21 protein-coding genes are annotated in these 22,774 nt (G+C 59.2%); 16 read left to right on the top strand and 5 right to left on the bottom strand.

All coding sequences use genetic code 11. The features are described 5' to 3' along the window. The first annotated feature begins 1 nt into the window (after position 1). From V7Q10_RS06740 to V7Q10_RS06720, 5 genes are read left to right on the top strand one after another with little or no spacing between them, the layout of a single operon-like run. The gene (locus V7Q10_RS06740; RefSeq protein ID WP_333868301.1) at positions 2-988 is read left to right on the top strand and encodes a type II secretion system F family protein; all 987 of its coding nucleotides are present in this window, start codon (positions 2-4) and stop codon (positions 986-988) included. A 33-nt stretch (positions 989-1,021) separates the two neighbouring features. Then, a complete protein-coding gene (locus V7Q10_RS06735; protein ID WP_442885831.1) occupies positions 1,022-1,567 on the top strand; it encodes a tetratricopeptide repeat protein in 546 nt (181 codons plus the stop codon). 30 nt (positions 1,568-1,597) lie between these two features. Next, positions 1,598-2,446 (top strand): tetratricopeptide repeat protein, encoded by an 849-nt coding sequence (locus V7Q10_RS06730; protein ID WP_333868299.1) that lies wholly within the window; start codon positions 1,598-1,600, stop codon positions 2,444-2,446. A 5-nt stretch (positions 2,447-2,451) separates the two neighbouring features. Beyond that, positions 2,452-2,943, top strand: coding sequence for a prepilin peptidase (locus V7Q10_RS06725; protein ID WP_333868298.1), 492 nt, complete (start codon positions 2,452-2,454; stop codon positions 2,941-2,943). A 60-nt stretch (positions 2,944-3,003) separates the two neighbouring features. Then, positions 3,004-4,320 carry an ATPase gene (locus tag V7Q10_RS06720; protein WP_333868297.1) on the top strand — a complete coding sequence of 439 codons (1,317 nt, stop codon included), beginning with the start codon at positions 3,004-3,006 and terminating at the stop codon, positions 4,318-4,320. Between the two features lie 135 nt (positions 4,321-4,455). Here V7Q10_RS06720 and V7Q10_RS06715 read toward each other — a convergent pair whose 3' ends face one another. After that, positions 4,456-5,022: a 5-formyltetrahydrofolate cyclo-ligase gene (locus tag V7Q10_RS06715; protein WP_333868296.1), complete on the bottom strand. Its 567-nt coding sequence runs from the start codon at positions 5,020-5,022 to the stop codon at positions 4,456-4,458. After that, complete coding sequence (mgtE, locus tag V7Q10_RS06710) at positions 5,019-6,389, bottom strand: magnesium transporter (protein ID WP_333868295.1); 1,371 nt, start codon at positions 6,387-6,389, stop codon at positions 5,019-5,021. Before mgtE ends, V7Q10_RS06715 begins: the two co-directional genes overlap by 4 nt. Before the next feature lie 162 nt (positions 6,390-6,551). Here mgtE and guaD point away from each other — a divergent pair, with 162 nt between their 5' ends. Further along, positions 6,552-7,829, top strand: a complete 1,278-nt coding sequence (gene guaD, locus V7Q10_RS06705) for a guanine deaminase (RefSeq protein ID WP_333868294.1) — start codon at positions 6,552-6,554, stop codon at positions 7,827-7,829. 156 nt (positions 7,830-7,985) lie between these two features. Here the strand turns inward: guaD and V7Q10_RS06700 are convergent, their stop codons facing one another. Continuing rightward, the gene (locus tag V7Q10_RS06700; protein WP_333868293.1) at positions 7,986-8,297 is read right to left on the bottom strand and encodes a hypothetical protein; all 312 of its coding nucleotides are present in this window, start codon (positions 8,295-8,297) and stop codon (positions 7,986-7,988) included. A 226-nt stretch (positions 8,298-8,523) separates the two neighbouring features. Between V7Q10_RS06700 and V7Q10_RS06695 the strand changes: the two genes are divergently transcribed. Beyond that, positions 8,524-9,159: a GcrA family cell cycle regulator gene (locus V7Q10_RS06695; protein WP_333868292.1), complete on the top strand. Its 636-nt coding sequence runs from the start codon at positions 8,524-8,526 to the stop codon at positions 9,157-9,159. Between the two features lie 483 nt (positions 9,160-9,642). After that, complete coding sequence (locus V7Q10_RS06690; RefSeq protein WP_333868291.1) at positions 9,643-10,056, top strand: cupin domain-containing protein; 414 nt, start codon at positions 9,643-9,645, stop codon at positions 10,054-10,056. A gap of 28 nt (positions 10,057-10,084) precedes the next feature. Here V7Q10_RS06690 and V7Q10_RS06685 read toward each other — a convergent pair whose 3' ends face one another. Continuing rightward, positions 10,085-11,674, bottom strand: a complete 1,590-nt coding sequence (locus V7Q10_RS06685; protein ID WP_333868290.1) for a hypothetical protein — start codon at positions 11,672-11,674, stop codon at positions 10,085-10,087. Positions 11,675-12,171: 497 nt separating this feature from the next. On the opposite strand from V7Q10_RS06685, the gene V7Q10_RS06680 reads away from it, so the two are divergent. The 7 genes from V7Q10_RS06680 (at position 12,172) to V7Q10_RS06650 (ending at position 19,894) form a co-directional block, all read left to right on the top strand. After that, positions 12,172-12,537, top strand: a complete 366-nt coding sequence (locus tag V7Q10_RS06680; RefSeq protein WP_333868289.1) for a response regulator — start codon at positions 12,172-12,174, stop codon at positions 12,535-12,537. Between the two features lie 3 nt (positions 12,538-12,540). Then, positions 12,541-14,493: a chemotaxis protein CheA gene (locus tag V7Q10_RS06675; RefSeq protein ID WP_333868288.1), complete on the top strand. Its 1,953-nt coding sequence runs from the start codon at positions 12,541-12,543 to the stop codon at positions 14,491-14,493. A 13-nt stretch (positions 14,494-14,506) separates the two neighbouring features. Continuing rightward, positions 14,507-15,019 (top strand): chemotaxis protein CheW, encoded by a 513-nt coding sequence (locus tag V7Q10_RS06670; RefSeq protein ID WP_333868287.1) that lies wholly within the window; start codon positions 14,507-14,509, stop codon positions 15,017-15,019. Between the two features lie 30 nt (positions 15,020-15,049). Next, the gene (locus V7Q10_RS06665) at positions 15,050-17,263 is read left to right on the top strand and encodes a HAMP domain-containing methyl-accepting chemotaxis protein (protein ID WP_333868286.1); all 2,214 of its coding nucleotides are present in this window, start codon (positions 15,050-15,052) and stop codon (positions 17,261-17,263) included. A gap of 65 nt (positions 17,264-17,328) precedes the next feature. Beyond that, positions 17,329-17,874, top strand: a complete 546-nt coding sequence (locus tag V7Q10_RS06660; protein WP_333868285.1) for a chemotaxis protein CheW — start codon at positions 17,329-17,331, stop codon at positions 17,872-17,874. 39 nt (positions 17,875-17,913) lie between these two features. Then, positions 17,914-18,792, top strand: a complete 879-nt coding sequence (locus tag V7Q10_RS06655; protein ID WP_333868284.1) for a CheR family methyltransferase — start codon at positions 17,914-17,916, stop codon at positions 18,790-18,792. A gap of 16 nt (positions 18,793-18,808) precedes the next feature. Next, positions 18,809-19,894: a protein-glutamate methylesterase/protein-glutamine glutaminase gene (locus tag V7Q10_RS06650; RefSeq protein WP_333868283.1), complete on the top strand. Its 1,086-nt coding sequence runs from the start codon at positions 18,809-18,811 to the stop codon at positions 19,892-19,894. A 60-nt stretch (positions 19,895-19,954) separates the two neighbouring features. On the opposite strand, the gene rimO is transcribed toward V7Q10_RS06650, so the two are convergent. Next, positions 19,955-21,337 (bottom strand): 30S ribosomal protein S12 methylthiotransferase RimO, encoded by a 1,383-nt coding sequence (rimO, locus tag V7Q10_RS06645; protein ID WP_333868281.1) that lies wholly within the window; start codon positions 21,335-21,337, stop codon positions 19,955-19,957. Positions 21,338-21,481: 144 nt separating this feature from the next. On the opposite strand from rimO, the gene V7Q10_RS06640 reads away from it, so the two are divergent. Continuing rightward, positions 21,482-22,774 (top strand): AsmA family protein (locus V7Q10_RS06640; RefSeq protein ID WP_333868280.1); only part of this gene is annotated, 1,293 nt, incomplete at its 3' end.

Raw genomic sequence — 22,774 nt, 5'->3', positions numbered from 1 at the left:
TATGATGTTCTTGGGCACAGTTTCCGACAGCTTAACCACCTTGTTTGGCGATATGGGGCCGGTAATCGGACTTTTGGGGCTGGCAGTGCTGCTGATTGCAGGCTCGCTGCCGGTGTTGTTGAAAAAGCCGGTCGAGCCTTTTGACAAGATCAAAGCGCTGCGGCAATCGGCCGATAAAAAGCCGTTGGCGTTGGATCGCGCCAGTCTGCGCGCGGGCACCAAGGCTGATAAGCTAGAGAAATTCGCCAGCTTTCTCGAGCCGCAAAACGCCGAAGAGATGTCGGCGGCGCGGATGAAAATGGTGCGCGCAGGCTATCGTAACAAAAACGCTGTGCGCACCTTCCATTTTGCGCAGATGGTGCTGGGGGTCAGCTTTTTGCTGCTGGGACTGATCTATACACTGCTTGGCAATGGCGACGCCGCCCCCTCCACGCAATCCATGGTGATGACCACGCTGATTCCGGGTGCTGCGGGCTATTACCTGCCGATGTATTGGATCACCAAACGCGCGCAAGAACGGGAAAAGGAAATCGTCTCGGGCTTTCCTGACGCGTTGGATCTGATGCTGGTCTGTGTCGAGGCGGGGCAATCGCTGGATCAATCGGTCAATCGCATCGCCAAGGAAAGCCGCGCGGGCTATCCTGCCCTTGCCGATGAATTCGACATGGTCTCACAAGAGGTCAAGGCCGGCAAAGAACGCGCCAAAGTGCTGAAAGACATGTCGGATCGCGTCGGGATTCCGGATATTTCGTCTTTTGTCACCACGCTCATCCAATCAGCCACCTTCGGCACCTCGATGTCGGATGCGCTGCGGGTCTATTCTGCCGAAATGCGGGACAAGCGGGTGATGCGCGCCGAAGAATTGGCCAACAAACTGCCCGCCAAACTGACCCTTGGCACTATGTTGTTTACCTTGCCGCCGCTGCTGATTATCCTGATCGGGCCCGCAGTGGCAGGTATTTCAGCGAGTTTCAACGGGGGGGGCTAAGTGATCGCACCACAGGCACTGGCTTGGGCCGTGATGATGCTTTCGGCCCTGACAGCCTGCCAAAGCAGCCAAGGCCTAGGGGCCTCGGACGTCGAGCGCAACACGGCCTACGGCACCAATGGGCGGGCCAAAGCGGTCGATGGGCTTTTGGTGGGCCACCGTCTGATGGCTGCGGGGGAATATGACCTGGCGCTACGCGCCTATCTGCGCGCCGCCGCCGAACAGGGCATGAGCGCAGATGTGCTGGCCTCGATTGGCACCGCTGATCTGCATCTGGGTCGGCTGGGTCAAGCCGAGCAGATCTTGCGGCGCGCCGTCGAAGCCGATCAAACTCTGGTGCCCGCGCTGAACAATCTGGGCGTGGTGCGGATGGAGCAGGGGCAGATCGGCGAGGCAAGGGTGCTGTTTCAACGCGCCTTCGCGCTCGACAGTGGCGAAACAGACTCGATCCGCGAAAATCTGAAGCGTGCTATCGCCCAAAGCGAGGCCGAGGTCTATACTTCGGGCAATTTGAAAAAGCCCGTAATGAAACTCGTTAGGCGAGGGCAAGGTACTTACGTCCTGCTCTCGCAATTATAACACCCGAGCAGCAACGCCAAAGGACGCAAAATGCGCCAGATCCCCTTCCTTGCCCCCTGCCTGTGCGGCGCCTTGGCGCTTGCCGGATGTGTCGGGGCAAACAGCGACGCAAAATCCAAAGCCGCCCTGCATTCGGTGAATTTGATCGACGACTCCAACCTGTCAGAGATCATGCTGACCGTTGGCGATCCCTCCGAGGCCGTCGCCTATTTCAGCAAAGCCGCCGCCGAAAACCCAAGCCGAATCGACCTCAAACGCGGTTTGGCAAAATCGCTGGTGCGCGCGGGCAAAGCCGATCAGGCGATTGCGGTTTGGGCGGCGATCATCGCCTCGCCCGAAGGCAGCAATGAAGACCGCGTCAACCTTGCCGATGCCCAGATCCGCATCAACAATTGGGCGGCAGCAGAGGCCAGCCTGAACAGCGTGCCGCCCACCTTTGAAACCTTCGAGCGCTATCGCCTTGAAGCCATGGTTGCGGATTCGAAAAAGAACTGGAAGAAGGCCGACAGCTTTTATGAAATCGCCGCGGGGCTGACCACAAAGCCCTCGGGCGTCTATAACAACTGGGGCTTCTCCAAGCTGACGCGTGGCGACAATGCCGGGGCCGAGCGCTTGTTCTTGCAGGCCCTGACCTATGAGCCGCAGCTGTTCACCGCGAAAAACAACCTCGTCCTTGCCCGCGCGGGCCAACATAAATACGATATGCCCGTGGTCAACATGACCCAACAAGAACGCGCGCAGCTGCTTTATACCGCCGGTCTTGCTGCGGTCAAACAGGGCGATGTCAGCGTTGGCAAAGACCTGTTGCGCTCGGCCGTCGATACCGCCCCCAGCTATTTCGAGGCCGCCGAGCGCAGTCTCACCGCCTTGGGAGGCTAATTCAGATGATCAGCCCACTTGCCGCCGCAGCCCTGCTGCCCTTTGCGCTTTTCATCGGCTTTTGGGTCTCGTTCAGCGACCTGAAATTTATGCGCATCCCCAATCAAGCCTCGCTGGTGATGCTGGCAGTCTGGCTGCTGGTCGGGCTGCTGGTGGTGCCGTTCAAGCTTTGGGCGCTGGGGCTTGGCCTTGGCGTTGCGGTGCTGGTGGTGACTTTTGTGATGAATGCAGCCGGGCTGATCGGCGGCGGCGATGCAAAATTTGCCGCAGCCATGGCACCCGCCTTTATCCATGCCGATCTGGCGCGACTGTCGATGATCTATGTTGCCTGCTCGCTTGGCGCTTTTGCCGCCCACCGCCTGCTCAAAGCCATCCCGCCGTTTCGCAAGGCAACCCCCGATTGGAAAAGCTGGACCCATCCGGGCTTTCCCTTTGGCACCACGCTTTCGGCGACACTTATCTTCTATCTTTTGGCCCTAGTCTTGCCGCTTTTCTAGAGTTTCTTACGGCTCTGCCTCATCGCTTGTGATGGGGCAATCCGCATAAGAGGCCACAAGATGACCCTGCACACTCCCCTTGGGGTTCAAGCCCCGTCGCAACCGCGCAGCCTGTCCGAGACCGGCATTGCTCCGGTGATGATGCACAACATCCTGCTGAAAACCATGTTCCGGATGAACCTCGATCTGGTCAGCGACCTTGCCCGTGCCATCGCCTTGCCCGTGAACCTGACACAAGAGCTGATCGACGCCGCCCGAGGCCAACGTCTGATCGAAGCCAAGGGCACGCTGAACGCCAGCGCCACCACTGTCGAGATGGGCTATCAGCTGACCGAAGCCGGCAAAGACCGCGCGCTCGACGCGCTGGCGCAATCAGAATATTATGGTGCCTTGCCGGTGCCGCTTGCGGCCTATGCAGCACAAATGCAGCGCCAATCGGTGCGCGATATCAAACTCACACGGGCGCAATTGCTGCAAAGCATGGGCCATCTGATCCTGCCCCCCGATCTGATCGCCAACCTCGGCCCCGCTGTCACCTCTGGCCGCTCGGTGCTGATGTATGGCCCACCCGGCAATGGCAAATCCTCAATATCCAACGGCATTCGCGCCGCTTTGGGCGATAAGATCTACATCCCCCGCGCCCTCGACTACGCCGGCCAAGTCATCACGGTTTACGATCCCATCGTGCATTCACGCGCAGAAACCTCGGTCGACGACCCCAATGCCCTGCGCCGCAGTGGCAACCGCTACGACAACCGCTATGTGCTTTGCGATCGCCCCTCAGTGATCACCGGCGGCGAGCTGACCCTTGATATGCTCGATCTGAAATACAACCCGATCGCGCGCACCTACCAGGCCCCTTTACAGCTCAAAGCCTCTGGCGGCATTTTCATCGTCGACGACCTTGGCCGCCAAGCCGAGCCACCGCAAAAGCTGATCAACCGCTGGATCGTGCCGCTCGAGGAATCCCGCGACATCCTTGCCTTGCAATCGGGCGAGAAATTCACCGTCCCCTTCGACACATTGGTGATCTTCTCCACCAACTACCACCCCAATGAAATCTTCGACGGAGCGGCGCTGCGCCGGATCTTCTTCAAAATCAAAATCGACGGACCCAACCAAGAAATGTTCCTGAAAATCTTCGCCATGGTCGCCAAGAAAAAGGGCATGGCGCTGGATGAGGCAGCGCTTTTGCACCTGCTCAAAAACAAATATCCCACCATCCAAAACACTTTCGCCAACTATCAGCCGACCTTCCTGATCGATCAGATGATCGCAGTCTGCGATTTCGAGGGTCTGCCCTATCACATGAGCCCCGAGCTGATCGACCGCGCTTGGAACAATTTGTTTGTCAAACAAGAACATATCGCCAAATAGCCCCAAAGACCGCGTCTGCGCGCGCCTTTCATCTGTCCTAAAATATCCCGGGGGAGGGGCGCAAAGCGCCCCGGGGGCAGAGCCCCCTTCTTCCCCTCACAGCGACAAAGCCCTGTTCTTGTTTAAACAGCAGCCTCACCCAAAGCGCAAAACCCCCAGCTCCGTCACCATCGCATCCAAGCGCTGGTCATAGCTGTCAATCGGCACCTCGCCCAATTGCTGCGCTGCAAAGCCAAAGCCCACCGCCACAGCCCCCCGCCGCGCCCGCAGGCCCTCAAGACTGCGGTCATAAAACCCGCCGCCATAGCCCAGACGGTAGCCGCGCGCGTCAAATCCAACCAAGGGCACGATCAAAACCTCGGGCTCAATCCAGGCCCCCTCGGCGGGGATCTGCGCGCCAAATTCGCCCACCACCATCTCGCAGCCCGGCGTCCATTGCCGAAACCGCAAGGCCTGCCCCGCGCCCACAATCACCGGCACGCAGACCGGGCCTTGATGCGCCCGCATTGCCTCGATCGGGTCGGCCTCGGTCCGCATCGCCATATATCCGGCCAAAGCCAAACCGCGGTAAGGCGCCAGATAATCGGCCAAAAGTGCTCCCGCCTGCCCCTGCCCCGCCGCAAAGGCCAGTTTGCGCGCGGCAAAGGCCAGCTTGCGCGCCGCAGCCTTTTGCGCGTCCAAATCCAAAGCCGCCGCACTCATAGCAAAACCTTCGAGGCCAGCCCCAAAAAGGCGAAAAACGCCACCACATCGGTGACCGTGGTGACAAAAGGCCCCGAGGCAAGCGCCGGATCAATCTCAAACCGCTCCAGCGCCATCGGGATCAAAATCCCCCCCATGGCGGCGGCCACCAGCGTGAACATCATCGCAAGCCCGATCACCAGCGCCAGCATCGGCACGCCAAACCAAAGCCCCGCCACCCCCGCCAGCACCAGCCCGAACACCAGACCATTCAGCGCACCCACCAGCACCTCGCGGCGCACCACGCGGCCTGCGTTCTGCGCCGTCAAGTCCCGCGTCGCCAAGGCCCGCACCGCCACCGTCATCGACTGGGTGCCGGCATTGCCCCCCATCGAAGCGACAATCGGCATCAGCACCGCCAGCGCCACCATCTTATTGATATCGGCCGCAAACAACGAAATCACCCCCGAGGCCAAAATCGCCGTCAGCAGATTGACAAACAACCAAACCGCCCTGCCCTTTGCGGCCTCCCAAACCGTATCCGACAGGCTGGATTCGTCGTTCACACCGGCCAGACGCAGCATGTCAGCCTCGTGTTCCTCGTCCAGCACATTCATTGCGTCATCAATGGTGATCACCCCCACCAACCGGCCGCCATCATCGACCACGGGGGCGGAAATCAGGTGGTATTGGTTGAACAGATAGGCGACATCTTCCTCGGCTTCGGTCGCAGGCACGGTGCGAAAGGTGTCTTCCAAAATCGCGCGCAAGCCCACCACGCGCCGGCTCGACAGCAAGCGGCCAAGCGTCACATAACCAACCGGCTTCATCCGCGGATCAACCAAAATCACATGGTAAAACTGATCGGGCAGGCTCTCAGCCTCGCGCAGAAAATCAATGGTTTCGCCCACACTCCAATGCTCGGGTGCCACAACCACTTCGCGCTGCATCAGACGGCCTGCGCTGTATTCAGGGTAAGACAGCGCCTGCTGCACCGCCACCCGGTCAGCCAATTCCAGCGCGCCCAGAATCAGATCCTGCGCGGGCCGCTCCAGATCTTCCAGAATATCGACGACATCATCGGTATCCAATTCGCGCATGGCCTCGGCCACCACCTCGCGCGGCAGCGAGGCGATCACCTCTTCACGGATCGACTCGTCAATCTCGGATAGGATCTCGCCGTCGATCTGACCCGACCAAAGTTGCAACAGCGCGCGACGATCAGACCCACCGATTTGCTCCAAAAGGTCAGCAATATCAGCGGCATGCAAAGGCTCCATCAGCTCGGTCACCCGATCTGCTTGGCCTGCTTCCACAGCCTGAAGAATGGCGCCCACGCGATCTGCGTGCACCTTATCTTCGTCCATCACTGCCATCTCGTCGCTCATCACACCCCCAAGCCGCCTTCGATCCGCTCCTTATCAGCAGGTTCAAAACGCTTTATTGAGCCAACCTTATCGAAAGCTGTTTCTGACAAACAGGGGCAATGGGAAATTTACCCTCAGCCCAGAACGCTTTAGTGTAAGCGAAACAGAAAACAGGAGCGTCAGATGAGCGACATTTTGCTAGGCCAAGTGCTGTCGTTTGACGCAGACCCCTTCACCGCAGGGCTGCAAGCCGCACGCCATGAAACCCGTGGCGCTGTGGTGGTGGAAAACGGCAAGATCCTTGCCCATGGCCCAGCGGATGCTTTGCGTGCAGCCCACCCCACCGCAAGGGTGACAGATTACGGCAAATGCCTGATTTCAGCGGGCTTCATCGACGCCCATGTGCATTATCCACAAACCGCCATCATCGCCTCTTGGGGCAAACGGCTGATTGATTGGCTCAACAGCTATACCTTCCCCGAAGAGATGCGCTTTGCCGATCCCGCCTATGCGGCCCAGATTTCAAACCGCTATCTCGATCTGGCGCTGGCGCATGGCACCACCTCGATGTGCAGCTACGCCACCATCCACCCGCAAAGCGTCGAGGCCTTCTTTACCGCCGCCTCTGCCCGCGGGCTGCGCGCCTATGCCGGCAAAACCTGCATGGACCGCAACGCCCCCGCAGGCCTGCAAGACAGCGCGCAATCGGCCTATGACGACAGCAAAGCGCTGTTGCAGCGCTGGCATGGCGCGGGCAGACTGTCTTATGTGATCACGCCGCGGTTTTCGCCAACCTCCAGCCCCGATCAACTGGCTGCCCTCGGCGCGCTTTGGGCAGAACACCCCGATTGCCTGATGCAAACCCATCTCAGCGAGCAGATCGACGAAATCGCCTGGGTGCGCGAGCTTTATCCCGCGGCGCGCGATTACCTTGACACCTACGAGGCACATGGCCTCTTGGGCTCGCGCGGGGTCTATGGCCATGCCATCCACCTGACAGAGCGCGAAAAACACCGCCTGCGCGAAGTGGATGCAAGCCTGGTGCATTGCCCAACCTCAAACACCTTCATCGGATCTGGCCTGTTTGATATCACCCTCGCGCGAGACATCCGCGTCGGCCTTGCCACCGACACCGGCGGCGGCTCGTCATTCTCGATGCTGCGCACCATGGCTGCGGCTTACGAGGTGGCACAGCTGCGTGGCAAAGCCCTGCATCCGGCCGAACTTTGGTGGCTTGCCACCGCAGGCTCAGCACGCGCGCTGCATGCCCAAGACCATATCGGCAATATATCCAAAGGAATTGAGGCCGACCTCATCATCCTCGATCTCGCCTCAACCCCCGCCATTGCCCAGGCCAGCGCGCGCGCCGAAGACATCTGGCAAGCGCTGTTCCCCACCATCATGCTCGGCGACGACCGCGCCATCCGCGCCACATGGATCGGCGGCAAACCCAGCCCATAGCCCCGCCCCTCGGGGCATCGAGCCCCTCGCTGCGGGTTTGCCCGCGGCGCGGCCAAACAGGCGCCTCTCCTGCCGCTTTCATCTTGGCCCAAATATCCCCGCCGGAGGCTCCACCGCCCCCCCGGGCACGCAAGCCCGCAAAATCAGCCGGAATGCTTAATCCGCCAATTCCCAGCCATCGGGATAAAACTCAAACGGCAGCACACATTCCGTGGCCAACCGCTCCCATTGCCAAACCGTTTCTGCCTCAATCGCAATCGGCCCGATCCGCGCTTCCAAGACATCGCCAGCATGGGTGGTGCGAAACCCCTTGGCCCGCAGCGCCTTTTCGGCCGCAGCCCAATTGGTTTCCACCTCTTCGGCAATGAATTCAAACACCACCACCGAGGTTTTTGGCAGCTTTACCCCGCGCCCAACCTTGGCAAAGGTCTCGAAAGTATCCGCCCGCTGTTCGCGAAAGTCATGCATCCCACATCATCCTTTTCTTGGCGACCCTGCCGCCTGCCCTTGCGATCCGCCGTCCCTCCCCCTATCTGGGGGCGAGGAAGGGCTGTCAATGCTGCACTTTCAGCCCATAACCGCCGCGCGAATCAAACCGGCCGCTTGATCTTATTGCGTCCCGCTTGTATCCCACGCCATCCCGAATAGAATAGGGGTCAAAGGCCAATGCTTGGCCCCTCAACCGGAGTTCGCCATGTCCTGGACCGACGAGCGTGTCGAAACGCTCAAGAAAATGTGGGCCGAGGGCCAGTCTGCCAGCCAGATCGCCAAGGAATTGGGCGGGGTCACCCGCAATGCGGTGATCGGCAAAGTGCATAGACTGGGCCTGTCCAACCGCGTCGCCGCTGGCGAAGATGCAGCCGAAGCAGCCCCCGTGGCCGCAGCCGCCGCACCCCCAGCCCCCCGCGCAGAACCTGCCGCGCGCGCAGAGCCTGCCCCGCGTCCGACCCCGGTCGAACGTCCGGTGGCGGCCGAACGCCCCGCGCCTGCACCTGCGCCTGCCGCAGCCCCCGCAGCCTCTACCGCCGTGGTGCTGCCGATTCCGATGCGCAAGGCGATCATCCCCGCCGGCCAGCCACTGCCACCACAACCTTCGGCCAATGAAATCTCGCCCGAGGCTCTGGCTTCGGTGCGCGAGGTCGAAAAGCACGCCAAAAAACTTTCATTGATGGAGCTGACCGAGCGCACCTGCAAATGGCCGATCGGCGATCCTGCGACGGAAGACTTCTGGTTCTGCGGCCTGCCCTCGCAACCGGGCAAGCCCTATTGCGACGCCCATGTTGGCGTGGCCTTCCAGCCGATGAGTGCGCGCCGCGACCGCCGTCGCTAGGGCGGCTTGGCTTGCACATTCCAAGGCGCGCCCCTCGGGACGCGCCTTTTTCACATGCCAAACTCCGCACGCAGCCCTCAGGCACGGCCAAGGGTTTAAAACCGCAAGCCAATATTTGCCCGTAGGGTCTGAACACTGGGGTTAAACGCGCAAGACCAGGCGCTATGTGCTGATCTTGTTTGGCCTTGATTGGAAAAACAGGAGCGTATTTTGGGGCGCCATCCGTTAAACCCGACCGTGAATTACAAAAATTCATTTGCATTCCGCTTACGACATATAAAGTTGCCAGCTCTGGGCACTGTAATTTTAAAATATCGCGTCGCAGCACAGACAATCCAATGCTAAGAACTCTGCTTTGTTGCAGCCTCAGTAAGGTCGTTTCTTTGACCGAGCGGCCCCTGCAAAGGCCCTACCGCCCTAATCTGCATCAGGGCACGCGGGCGATTGCGGGTCTAGGCTTGAGCAGCAAAGAAGGAGAGCGACATGCAAGGTTTTGTTGCGCCACTGGAAAAGCTGGCAAAAGACAATGATGACTTTCGGCGGGTGCTGTTCACCTCGGGCCAGATGCAGCTGGTGCTTATGTCTTTGAAATCAGGCGAGGCAATCGGCTCCGAGATTGACTCGGCCCACGACCAGTTCTTTCGCATCGAAAAAGGCAAAGGCCAGATAAAAATTGGCAAGGCCAAGATTTTGGTCAGCGCCGGCGATGCCATTGTGGTGCCCGCCGGTCTGCGCCACAATCTTACCAATATTGGGAAAAAACGCCTCTGCCTTTACACGATCTATGCCCCACCCAACCACGCAAAGCCACTGATGGATGCACGCACATCAGCAGGCCCCGCTGAGGAAGGGCGCAAAGAAATGATCAACGAAGGCTCTCCGGTGCAGGCGCCTTAGGGCCCCGCCTGACAGGTCGATGTCCCAATTAGAAAAAAATATCGTCCAATTCCGGCAGCTTAGCCGGAGCTGGCACCGACAGCGGCCGCCCCAGCAGTAGGTCGTGGGTGTCACGTTCGGCTTGAATGGTGTAGCTGTCATAGATGGCTTGCATGTCCGGCCAGCTGACCGGAGTGGCGATCCCCGCAGCAAGGCGGCTGCCAAAGGCCCGCAACTCTTGTACAATTTGCGTCAGATTTTGCGCAGTTTGCTGGCACTCTTTCACCATCACCTGCAAATGGCCGATCAAAGCAGAGACAGCCTCTAGCGTGCCCGCAAGGCTTTGACCGCGCGCTTCACTTTGGGTCAACTCGGTCTGGCACAGATCAAAGGCGGCGCCGAACCGTTCGACGCAATCGACCAACCGATCCAACATGGCGACGTCTTGCACCTCGGCAACCTTGGTCAGTGCCGCAGAGGATTGCCGCAGCAGATCTCGACAGGCGCGCGCGCCCTCCATCACCGCACCAGACAAAAACGCCATCGCGGCGCGGGCTTTTTCTTCGCGGGCCGCCCGCACACGCGCATTGATCGCGGCAAGATCCATCACACCGCTCAGGCCAACCAATGCCTCAAAGCTATGATTACACTGGCTGATTTCTGCAAGTACCAAGCGCGAAGAGGTCACAGCAGTTGAAATCCCCGGCAGCGCCTGCTCCCGCGAAGTCAGGATCGCGGCAAATAGGTTTTGCAGCGCGGCATTTCCCTGCGACCCCATCTGGCTTTGGGCGGCAAAATCCCTGGTAAACTGCCCCATATTGGCCGACTGCCGCTGAAGTGCCGATAAAATCTCGTGCACCGTCTCCTCGCCTTGCTGCGCCAAAGCCTCAAGCTGGCGCGCGGCCAACAGGCGCACCGCAGGGCCAAGCTCTGCCTCAAAGGCCAGCATCCGGGCGATATGATCCAGCCATTGGGCAAAGAAATCAGAGTATTGAAAGCCGCGCACCAGAGCTTTGGTTTGCTCCTGACTTTGGCTTAGAAAGCGGTTTCCGATCTCCTCCAGCGCATGGCGCGACTGTACAATCTGACGAAAGGTCGCTTGCGATGCCCGCTCATGCGCGGCGAGTGTGTCGCGCGCCTGCTCCATCACGCCCAACCCTGCGCGCGCCGAGACCACGGCGGCATCGACCGCCTCATCCACCGTGGCCATGCGAAATTGCAGCATGCCGACGGCCTCGCGAATCTGCTCAGGCACCGCGCGCAGCTCTTCGATAAACCCCTGCATATCGGTCGTACTGGCGCTGGCATTGATCGCAGTCAGCGAGGCCACGACCCGAAACTGGACGCCAATCTTGTGAAAATCAACCAGATCGCGGCGTATTTTGATCGAGTTTTCGCTGACCTCGCCAGCCTCGGTGCGGGCAAGCCAATGGTCCAGAAACTGACACAGCTCTGCGATAACGCCGCCCAAAGTTTGCAGCCTTTCCAAAGCGCTATCAGCCGCATTCAGCTCCAGCATCCTGCGGCAAAGTTGCGACAGCTGTTCTGTCTCTGAAGACAGCGTCGAGATGCTGTTCGAAAACGCCGCCATCGCATCGACGCCCGCTGACTGCATGCGGAAGGCTTCGTCTTGCCACATCACTGTTCATTCCACCCGTTCTGCAAAAACAAGCCCCCGCAGGCATCAGCCTTTTATATCCTCCGCCCAAACTGCCCGAATTTCTTGAATGGAAGGTTAATGCGGACTCTAAAAAATTTTAGCGAAAATGCAGGGAATTCAGAGGGATCAGATTAACCACTTGGGAAGAATCTGCGGCTAGATCTTGGAAAGACAGCCGAGTTTGTGACCAAGAGGAGGGTAGATTTTGCCACCCCAGCCGACCTTAGATATTCCAGCGGATCTGGAGCCGCAGCAGGCAAAAGAGGCCTGTGCGAGCTTTGCGCGCAGGCTCGCAGAAAGGCTGCCGCTTCAGATCGAATTTGACGCGGAAAACCCAAATGTTTTCGCGCTGCAAATCGCACTTTCCTGCAAACGCAGTCTGGAGGCTGAGAGCTGCTTCCTCGGCTTTGGTCCAAAGGCTTTAAGCGCTTTGGGCACAGCCCTGCGTACTTAATTTCTAAAAAGGTGGCCCAGTGATGGCAAAAACCATTTTGACGATAGACGACAGCAAGGCGATCCGAGACATGGTCGGGCTGACCCTGCGAGGCGCTGGCTACCGAGTGATCGAAGCGGCAAATGGGGCGGAGGGCATCACCCAATTGCAGGCAGAAACCGTCGCGCTGGTGATCGTCGATCTGAACATGCCGGTGATGAATGGCATTGATTTTATTCGCAACGCACGGCGCGACCCCAAGGGGATTGGCGTGCCGATTGTGATGCTGACCACCGAAACCAAGGCCGAGCTGAAGGCAGAGGGCAAGGCCGCAGGTGCAACGGGCTGGCTGAACAAACCTTTTGACGCCGACATGCTTTTGGCTGTCACCAAGAAATTGGCGGGCTAAGCCATGGTAGATCTTAGCCCAGCTGTAACTGCCTATGTGCAGGAATCGCGCGATATTCTAGAGGGGCTGGAAGAGGCCCTGCTGGATCTGGAAAAGCGCCCCGATCCCGAAACCGTCGATGCCGTCTTTCGCAGTCTGCATACGCTCAAAGGTGGCGGTGCGATGTTCGGATTTCGCTTGATGGCAGGGTTTATCCATCATTTCGAAGATGCCTTTGACCGCGTCAGATCCGGCGATCTGGCGATCAGTCCAAAGCTGATCAATGTGGTGCTAAAGGCCCGCGATCAGATGATGGCGATGCTCGATTGCGGTGGTGATGGCCCCGAGACCGCTGCGCTGGTGACCTCAGCGCCCCTCGTGGCGCTCCTGACCGAACTGGACGCCGCGTTAGACAATGGTGTGCCGCTGACCCCGCTGGTTGCCGCCACACGGCTTTGGCATATCAGTTTTCGTCCTGCCGCGACTGCTTTGCAAAACGGCATGCGGCCAGATCGGCTGATCGAAGAGCTTGTGGCGCTCGGTCAGGCCGTGGTGACGATCAATGCAGAGGACGTCCCGCCGCTTGACAGCTTTGACCCCTCCGTCAGCTATCTTGCCTGGCAGGTGGCCCTGACAACGGCGCAGCCACGTTCGGCGCTTGAAGCCGTGTTCATCTTTGCCGATGATGCAGATCTCGACATTCACGAGGTTGAAGGCGAAGCCTCTGGCAGCCCTCAGCCCGATCAGCGCGAAGACAAGCCAACCGAAACCGCCGCAGCGCCCCCGCAAAAGCATGACACCGCAGGCGACAGTGTGCGGGTCTCCTCGGCTAAACTTGACGAAATCCTCGATCAATTGGGCGAATTGGTAATAGCACAGGCGCGTCTGCGTCAGATTTCCAACAGCATCGACGAACCCGCACTTGAAGGCTTGGTCGAGGAGGTGGAACGCCTTGTCACCGGCCTGCGCGATGCAACACTTTCCGTGCGCATGCTGCCGATCGAAATGGTATTTGGTAAATTTCGCCGCGTTGTCCGCGATTTATCCGCCGAACTTGGCAAAGAGATAGAACTGGAAACGCAGGGCGGCGATACCGAAATCGACAAGAATGTGTTGGATCGACTGAGCGAGCCGCTGGTGCATATGATCCGCAATTCGATCGACCATGGCATCGAACTCCCCCAAGAGCGCAGCGCCAGCGGCAAACCCGCCAAGGGGCGCCTCAGGCTTTCAGCGCGCCAAGAGGCCGGCGAGATTTTGATTTCGATCGAGGATGACGGCAAGGGTCTTGATGCTGAAGCCATCCGCAAGAAGGCGGTTGACCGCGGTTTGATCAGCACCGAAGACGAGATCAGCACCGCCGAACTTCACAAACTTATCTTCGCACCCGGCTTTTCCACCGCTGCCACAGTGTCTTCGGTTTCGGGACGCGGTGTGGGCATGGACGCTGTCCTGACCACGGTTTCTGCCCTACGCGGCTCGGTTGACGTCAAATCCTACCCCGGCCAAGGCACCCGCGTAACCCTACGCCTGCCGTTGACGCTGGCCATCATCGACGGGCTTTTGGTGCGGGTGGGCGCGGCAAGCTACGTCATCCCGCTCGCCTCGGTCGAGGAATGTGTCGAATTCGACAGTATCGAACACGGTCGAGAAAGCGGTCGAACCATGCTGCAAATCCGCGAACATCTGGTGCCCTTCATTGATCTGATTGACGCTTTCGACGACCTGCCCGGCCATGAACAACGCCGCCGCGTGGTGATCGTGAAGGCGGAAGGTGTGCGGGTTGGTTTGGTGGTTGACGATATTCTTGGACAAAATCAAACCGTTATCAAATCACTTGGCCCCTATCACGGCGGGCTCGAAGGTTTTGCCGGTGCGACCATCTTGGGCAATGGCTCGGTTGCGCTGATCGCCGATGTTGGGCTCTTGGCGCGGCGGGCTTGGGCCGCACAAGAGCATCTGCGCAATGCCGCATAAAAAGGGCGACCCGATGGATATGCAACAGACGTTCCGCACACAAAGCCCACAGATCGCCGCGACCAGCGAAACCGCCGAGATGGCGCTTATCATGCGGCTCTCGGGAGAGGCCTTTGGCCTTCCCGTGCCCATGGTGAATGAGATCATAGATCCGATCCAGATCACACGCGTTCCTAATGCCTCGGCCTTCGCGCCCGGTCTGATCAATGTGCGCGGCGCCGTGGTGCCGCTGCTTGACCTGCGCCACCGCCTGCGGATGGCGCCCGCCGCACCGGGCGCCACTGCGCGTATTGTCGTTGTTGAGACCACGATCAAGGACACGCCAACCCGCCTCGCCTTTTTGGCGGATGCGGTGGAAGAGGTCATCGACGTTGAGCTTGGCAAACTGGAACCGGTGCCCAAACTCGGAGCGCCCTGGCCCGACACCTATGTGCTGGGTGTCCTGCGCCACACCAAAGGTCTGGTTGTCTTGTTGAACGCCAGCACCCTCTTCCAACCCGAACCCTCGCCCACGGCCAATGCGTGACCCCAGAAGGGCGAAAGAAGGATTTTACCCATGCGTCTAAGTATCAAAACCAAACTCGGAGCCACATTTTTCGTGGTCCTCGCCATGCTGACGGGCCTCTCTTGGCTGGCTGTAAACGCGATGTCAGCTTCCAATGACACCATCGCCTATCTGGTCAACAACCGCGCCGAACAGGTGCTGCAATCTGGCAAGGCCCAGCGCAATATGTTACAAATTGATGTGCTTTTGGCAAAGCATCTTGCGGCAACAGATGGCGTCGAGAAGAAGACCTACGAAGACCAGATCAGAACCCTAAACGCTGAAACAGAGCAATCGCTTCTGGCGATCTCGAAACTGGCGAAGGAAGAGACTATCCCGAAAGTTGAGGCTATCAAGGCAAATCTTGCGCGGATGGAGGAGTTCGAAGCCACGGTACTCGATCTGTCGCGGCAGGGTACATTGGAGCAGGCCCGTCAACTTTCGATGGATATTCTGCCAGCGCAATTGATGCAATTGGACAAGGATATGACAGCCCTGATCGACAAGGCCCGCGCCAATGCCATGGTCATGCCCGAAGGACTGCAAGCAGAATTGGACACGATCAATGTCGCATTGGGTCTGGCCCTGATCTCGGAAAAGGATGCCATCCTTGAACCAATCGATGGGGTCATTCCCCAGCACATCGGCAAGGCGCAAGAGCAGCTGGCCCGCATCAAGACGAGCTTGAACACAATGAGCAAGATGATCGGCTCTGGCAGCGCACAAGAATTTGCAACCTTGCAGCAGACTCTGGCTGCAATAGACGAGCGCACTCAGAAATCACTGGAACTCTCACACCAGAACACCGAATTCCGCGCAAAAGATCTGCTGGAAGGCGCGCTTGGCGATACCCTGTCGACGCTGCAAACGGCAACGGACGAGTTAAGCCTGACCAGCTTGACCGATTTGCACAAGGCTCGCGACTTGGCCGATGCAGATTTCGCCTCAAAACGCATGTTGTTCTTCACGATACTGGGCCTTGCGATGGCAATCGGCATTACTGGCGCGCTCTGGGTCTCGCTTGGGATCAGCCGTGGCCTGTCGCGCGCGGTGGATGTTGCGCGCAAAGTGGCTCTGGGCGATCTGTCTGCGGATACATCCACAAACAGCCATGACGAGATCGCCGACCTTCTGGGGGCCATGGGCAATATGAGCGAGGTGCTGCGCAAAATAACCACTGTCGCCGAACGGATCAGTGCCGGCGATTTGACGGTGCAGACCGAGCGGCGCTCGGATCAGGATTCGCTGGGCATCGCGCTAGAGGTGATGCTGGTCAAATTGCGCGAAGTCGTCTCCGATATGAGCTCGACCTCGAATTCTGTCGCCACCGGTGCCCATGCGATGTCGGCTACTGCCGAGCAACTCTCCTCGGGGGCCACCGAACAGGCTGCCGCCGCCGAGCAGGCCTCGAGTGCGATGGAAGAAATGACCGCCAATATCCGTCAAAGCGCGGATAATGCGGCCCAGACCGAAAAAATCGCCACCCAATCGGCGCAGCAGGCCATAGACAGCGGCAAAGCGGTCGACGAGGCAATGAAGGCGATGAAGACGATTGCAGATAAGATCACAATTATTCAAGAAATCGCACGCCAAACTGACCTTTTGGCGCTGAACGCTGCGGTCGAGGCCGCACGCGCAGGCCAACACGGCAAGGGCTTTGCTGTCGTCGCCTCCGAGGTGCGCAAACTGGCCGAACGCAGCCAACAGGCAGCAGGCGAAATCAATGCGCTCTCGGGCAAAACCGTCGAAGTCAGCCAAAAAGCTGGCGAGATGCTGCAAGTTTTGGTGCCAAACATCCAGCGCACCGCCGATCTGGTGCAGGAAATCTCGACCGCCATGCGCGAGCAGAACACCGGCGCCGATCAGATCAACCAAGCAATCCGGCAACTCGACTCTGTCATCCAAAGCAATGCGGCCTCAGCCACCGAGGCGGCCTCGGTTTCCGAGGAACTCGCAGCGCAATCAGAATCGCTGCATGAGGTGATTGGCTTTTTCGAGCTTGGCAAAGACGCGCAAGCCTCTGGTGCAAAAGCAGCCAAGCGTCAATCTGCGGCAAACAAATCGGTACGCTCTGGCGGCGCCGCGGGTCCTAACAAACGCCGCGAGACTGAAGTCTCCACAAGCGTCGTGGCTTCAAGCGCAGGTGGAAAGCGCAACGGGACCAATGGCATCCTGCTCGACCTCAGCCCGGAGTCGGTGTCAGATCAAGAGTTTGAACGCTATTGATCGATGCGCGGGGGTGCCGATTACGGCCCCCCTGCCCCCTAATCCCTGATCTTCAAGAGTATTTCATGACCGCAGCTCCCTCCATCGCAGCACAAACCTCAAGCCCCTTCGGCGGCTTTGGCGACCAAACTGACACGGCATCGACCGCTTCTGAACCGATCACAACCTATGTGACCTTCGATATTGGCGATCAAACCTTGGCCACCGATGTCTGCGATGTTCGCGAGATTTTGGATATGCAGCCCGTGGCTCCCCTCCCAAATGCGGGGATGGAGCTTTTGGGAATGATTGATGTGCGCGGCGAAGGCCTTGCGGTGCTTGACCTGCAAAACAAACTGGGGCTGGCCGCGGATCCTGCCTCGCCCCATCGGCGGATCATTGTTCTGGAAATCGGATCCAGCAGCAAAGCCCCGATCGGGATCATCGCAGACAAGGTGCGTAATGTCACCGATATTGCCGCGGACCGAATCGAACCAGCACCTGCGGCGCTAGGCGCCTGGGACGCCTCTATCTTGGACGGCGTCGCGCGGATTGATGGCCGCTTGGTTTATGTCCTCTCTTTCAGCAGGCTTCTGGCCAATGATCTGCGCGGTCCCTTTGATTTCGACTAAACCATGCGCAACCAAGAAAACCGCACGATCCAAGAGATGATGGCACAAAGCCAAACCTTGCAGCAGCCAATCGCTGCGCGGGATGCCTTGCAGATTGTGGGCACGGTGAAACGGCTTTCGGGGATCAATGTCGATCCAAACAACAGCGGTTTTCTGCGGCTACGCGTCAACCGGCGGCTTAAAGAACTGGGTTTGACCGACACCGACGCCTATATTGCACGGCTCAACGGCATCCACGGCGCGAGTGAGGCTCAATTTCTGGTGGAATCGCTCGCCACTCATACCACGGATTTTTTTCGGGAACGGGCGCATTTCGATTTTCTGAAAACCACCGGCCTGCCCAATCTGATGCAATTGGGCGCAGGAAAGGAATGGCCGCTGGTGATCTGGTCGGCGGCCTGTTCCATTGGGTCAGAGCTTTGGACTGCGGGCATAGTGTTGCACCAGTTCTGCCTTTCGACTCCAGATAGGCCGCGCTGGTCGCTGCTTGGCACCGATGTCTCGCGTCGCGTGCTGGCCCGAGCGGCGAATGCAGTCTTCACATTGGAAGAACTGTCGGGGCTCAGCGAAGACTTGCGCCGCGCCTATATCTTGCGTTCGAAACCCGAGAGTCAGATCAGCGCAGGCGGCACACTGTTTCGCGTCACCCCCGACCTACGCGGCAAGGCCCGCTTCAAATGGGCGAATCTTGTCGATCTTGAGGTGGGTTTTTCCGAAAGAGCAGATGTCGCATTTATGCGCAACGTATTGATATACTTTAAACAAAAAGAAAAAGATGCCGCAATTCAGAACGTTTTGCGGCGCATTCGGCCTGGGGGGTATCTCATCACAGGCCATGCAGAGGCGATCTCGAACCTACCAGAGGATCTGACACAGGTGGCGCCATCGGTCTACAGAAAGGCATGCAATGCTAAATGAAAACAAGGGTGCAGGAATGCAGAAAAAAATCCGCGTGCTGATCGTCGATGACAGTGCCGTCGTGCGGCAATGCCTCAGCGATATTATCAATTCAGACCCGAATTTGGAGGTGATGGCCGCCGCGGTTGATCCCTTTATCGCGGCCGAGAAAATGCGGCACGAACGCCCCGATGTCATTGTTTTGGATGTGGAAATGCCGCGGATGGACGGGCTTACCTTTCTGCGTAAACTGATGGCGCAACATCCGATTCCGGTGGTGATTTGCTCGTCTTTGGTCGCGGAAAAATCAGCAACCTATATTGAAGCCATGGCAGCGGGCGCGGTGGATGTGATTTGCAAGCCGCAAATGGCTGTCAAATCCTTTCTAAACGACAGCCACCGCACCATTATTGAGACGGTTAAGGCCGCAAGTAAGGCCCGCGTTTTCGCGCACCGCCCGCATAAAGTGGAATCCAAACACAGTGCCGATGTAATCCTTGCGCCGCCCGCCAATGCAACAGCGATGACACAGACCACTGAAAAAATCGTTGCCGTCGGCATTTCAACCGGTGGGCCCGAGGCGCTGCGGATCTTTCTTGAGGCGATGCCGCCAGATTCGCCGGCCATTGTCGTGGTGCAACACATGCCCGCAGCTTTCACCCGCGCCTTTGCCGAACGGTTGAACACCAGCTGCGCGATTACTGTTTCGGAAGCCAAGCGCGGCGACCGGCTGTTGCGCGGCCATGCTTTGATTGCGCCTGGAAACCAGCATCTCTTGGTGCAGCGCAGCGGCGCGACCTATCAGATTGATATTAAAGACGGCCCCCCGGTCTCGCGGCATCGGCCTTCGGTTGATGTCTTGTTTCGCTCGGTTGCGCGGGTGGCCGGACGCAATGCGATTGGGGTGATCATGACCGGCATGGGCGACGATGGCGCCCGCGGTCTGAAGGAAATGCGCGCCGCGAACGCCTATACATTCGGTCAGGATGAAGCGAGTTGCGTGGTCTATGGCATGCCGAAAGAGGCGAAAATCATCGGCGCTGTTGACGAAGAACTGCCGCTAGAGCGGCTTGCCGGCGCGGTTTTGCGGATCAGCCGCAGCGATCGTGCGGCCAAGGACTGATGCAGTGCAAAACCGCGTGATCGGACAAGCTCTGCCCCCTTCGCAGGCGGGGGGCGGGCCTTAGACCAAGCGGCCCCAAAGATCGTATTCGCCCGCCTCATCGACACGAACCTTGACGATTGCGCCGGTTTGCAAGCCCTCAAAGCCTTCATCGATAAACAGGTTGCCGTCGATCTCGGGCGCATCAGCCATGCTACGACAGGTGGCGCCATCGGCGTCGACCTCGTCCACGATGACGTCTAGCACTTTTCCAACCTTTGCAGCCAGTTTTGCCTCGGAAATCGCTTGTGCCTTTTCCATAAAACGATCCCAGCGCTCTTGCTTGATCTCGGGCGCCACATGATCGGGCAACGCGTTTGACCGTGCGCCAGCGACGTCTTCATACTGAAAACAGCCCACCCGATCCAACTGCGCCTCGTCCATCCAATCCAGCAGGGTCTGGAACTCGGCCTCGGTCTCGCCAGGATATCCGACGATAAAGGTCGAGCGCAGGGTGATTTCAGGGCAAATCGCGCGCCAGGCCGCGATTTCGTCCAGCGTTTTGGCGGCAGCGGCAGGGCGGGCCATGCGTTTAAGAACCTGCGGGTCGGCATGCTGAAACGGGATGTCGAGATAGGGCAGGATCAGCCCCTCGGCCATCAGCGGAATAAGGTCGCGCACATGCGGATAGGGGTAGACGTAATGCAGCCGCACCCAAGCGCCCAGTGATCCCAGATCGCGCGCAAGATCGGTGATATGGGCGCGGTGGCCACGATCGGTGGCATGTTTCAGATCAAGCCCATAAGCCGAGGTGTCTTGCGAAATCACCAGCAATTCACGCACGCCCGATTGCACCAGCTTTTCAGCCTCGCGCAGCACGGCATGAGCGGGGCGGCTTTGCAACAGGCCGCGCATATCGGGGATGATGCAGAATTTGCACTTGTGATTGCAGCCCTCTGAAATCTTCAGATAGCTGTAGTGGCGCGGGGTCAGTGACACCGCACTTGCGGGCAAAAGGTCGATAAAGGGGTCGGGCTTGGCGGGCACGGCACGATGCACAGCGTCCAGAACCGCCTCGTATTGATGCGGACCGGTCACCGCCAAAACCTTGGGATGCGCACCGGTGATATATTCGGGTTCCGCGCCCAGACAGCCGGTGACGATGACGCGGCCATTTTCGGCCAGCGCCTCGCCAATCGCTTCAAGGCTTTCGGCCTTGGCCGAATCGAGAAAGCCGCAGGTGTTGACGATCACCGCATCGGCGCCCTTGTAATCGGGGCTGATGGCATAGCCCTCGGCGCGCAGCCGCGTCAGGATGCGTTCGCTATCAACCAGCGCCTTTGGGCAGCCAAGGCTGACCATGCCAATGGTCGGCTGGCCCGGGCGCGGCGTGTCGCGCAGGGTCAGTTTTGGGGCGAGATCGGGGCGGAGGCCAAGATTTGGCAGCGGAGGATTTTGCGACATGCCGCCGCATATATCGCGAAACATGAAAGCGCGATAGGGGGGCTCTCACAGCTGTTTACGCGCGAAGGGCTGCCGTTGCTGGGGCAAGCGCTTGTGTTTTGAAGCCAAGGCCTTAGGCTAGGGTAGAAATCAATGAGGCTTGGTATGCGTTGGATTGTTCGGACTGTTTTCGCCCTGATTTTCGTGGTGGTTTTGGCGGTTGGTGCGCTGTTTGCGATCCCGACCGAGAAAATCGCCAGCCTAGCGGTATCGCAGTTTAACGCGCTGACCGGCCGCGATCTGGTCATTTCAGGTGCGGTGCGGCCCTCGTTTTACCCAACCTTGGGCGTGCAAACCGGGCCGATTTCGGTGTCGAATGCCAATTGGTCAAGCGCGGGGCCCATGCTGTCGGCGCAGGCGCTCTCGATTGGGCTGGACGCGCGCGCGTTGATTGCTGGCGAGGTCAAGATCACCAGCTTGCAAGCGATTGACCCTAAAATTGTGCTGGAACGCTCGACCAAGGGGCAGGAAAACTGGGTATTTGGCGCCGCAGCTGCGGGGGGCTCGGGGGGCACGATCTCGACCCAGACACCCGGTGTGGGTAGCAGCTATAGCCTTGATCAAGCAATGATTTCTGGCGGCGAGGTGGTGTTTATCGACCATGCTGCGGGCACCAAAGTGGCGCTATCGAAGATCACGGCGCGGGCCAGCCTGCCAAGCTATACCGGACCTGCCAGCTTTGATTTGACCGCGCAGATGAACGGGCAAGATTTTTCCGCCAAGGGCCGCGTCGATGGCTTTCAGGATTTTCTGGATGGCAAAGTTGGCGGTGCGGCGCTGGATCTGAGCGCAGGGGCCGCGCAGATCAGCTTTCAGGGCCGCGCGGGCTGGGCGGGGCCGGTGGCCGAGGGCAATCTGCAAGCCGATCTTGCCGATCTGCGCGCGATTTCGGCGCTGGCGGGCATTGCCGCGCCGCAGATGCCCGCAGGTCTGGGCCAGCGCGCGGTGCAGCTGGCCGGGGCGGTGACGCTGACGCAAGCAGGCAGCGCGCATCTGCGTGGCGGCTCTGTGGTGCTGGACGGGGCAAAGCTGTCGGTCGATGCCGATTACACCCCCGGCGCGCGGGCGAAAATCTCGGCCAAAGTGGTGGCGGGCGCGCTGAATTTGGCCAGCGCCTCGGGCGGTGCAGGCGGCGGCGCGGGGGGTGGCGCACAGGCGCAGGGCTGGCCGCAAGACCGCATTGATCTTTCGGCGCTTTCAGCGATGGACGCCGATATTTCCTTTTCTGCCCAAGGGCTTGATCTGGGAATGGTCAAGCTGGGGGCGGTGCAGGCAGTGGTGCGGCTGGACAATGCGCGGCTGGTGATGGATGTTGCCAAGGCTGCGGGCTATGGCGGCACAATGGCAGGAAATCTGGTTGTAAACGGGCGTAACGGCGTCTCGGTTGCGGGCGATCTG

This window comes from Cypionkella sp. (assembly GCF_036782355.1).
Lineage (GTDB): Bacteria > Pseudomonadota > Alphaproteobacteria > Rhodobacterales > Rhodobacteraceae > Cypionkella.
Note: the sequence above shows the minus strand (reverse complement) of the source record. Positions and strands in the feature narration are given on the sequence as shown.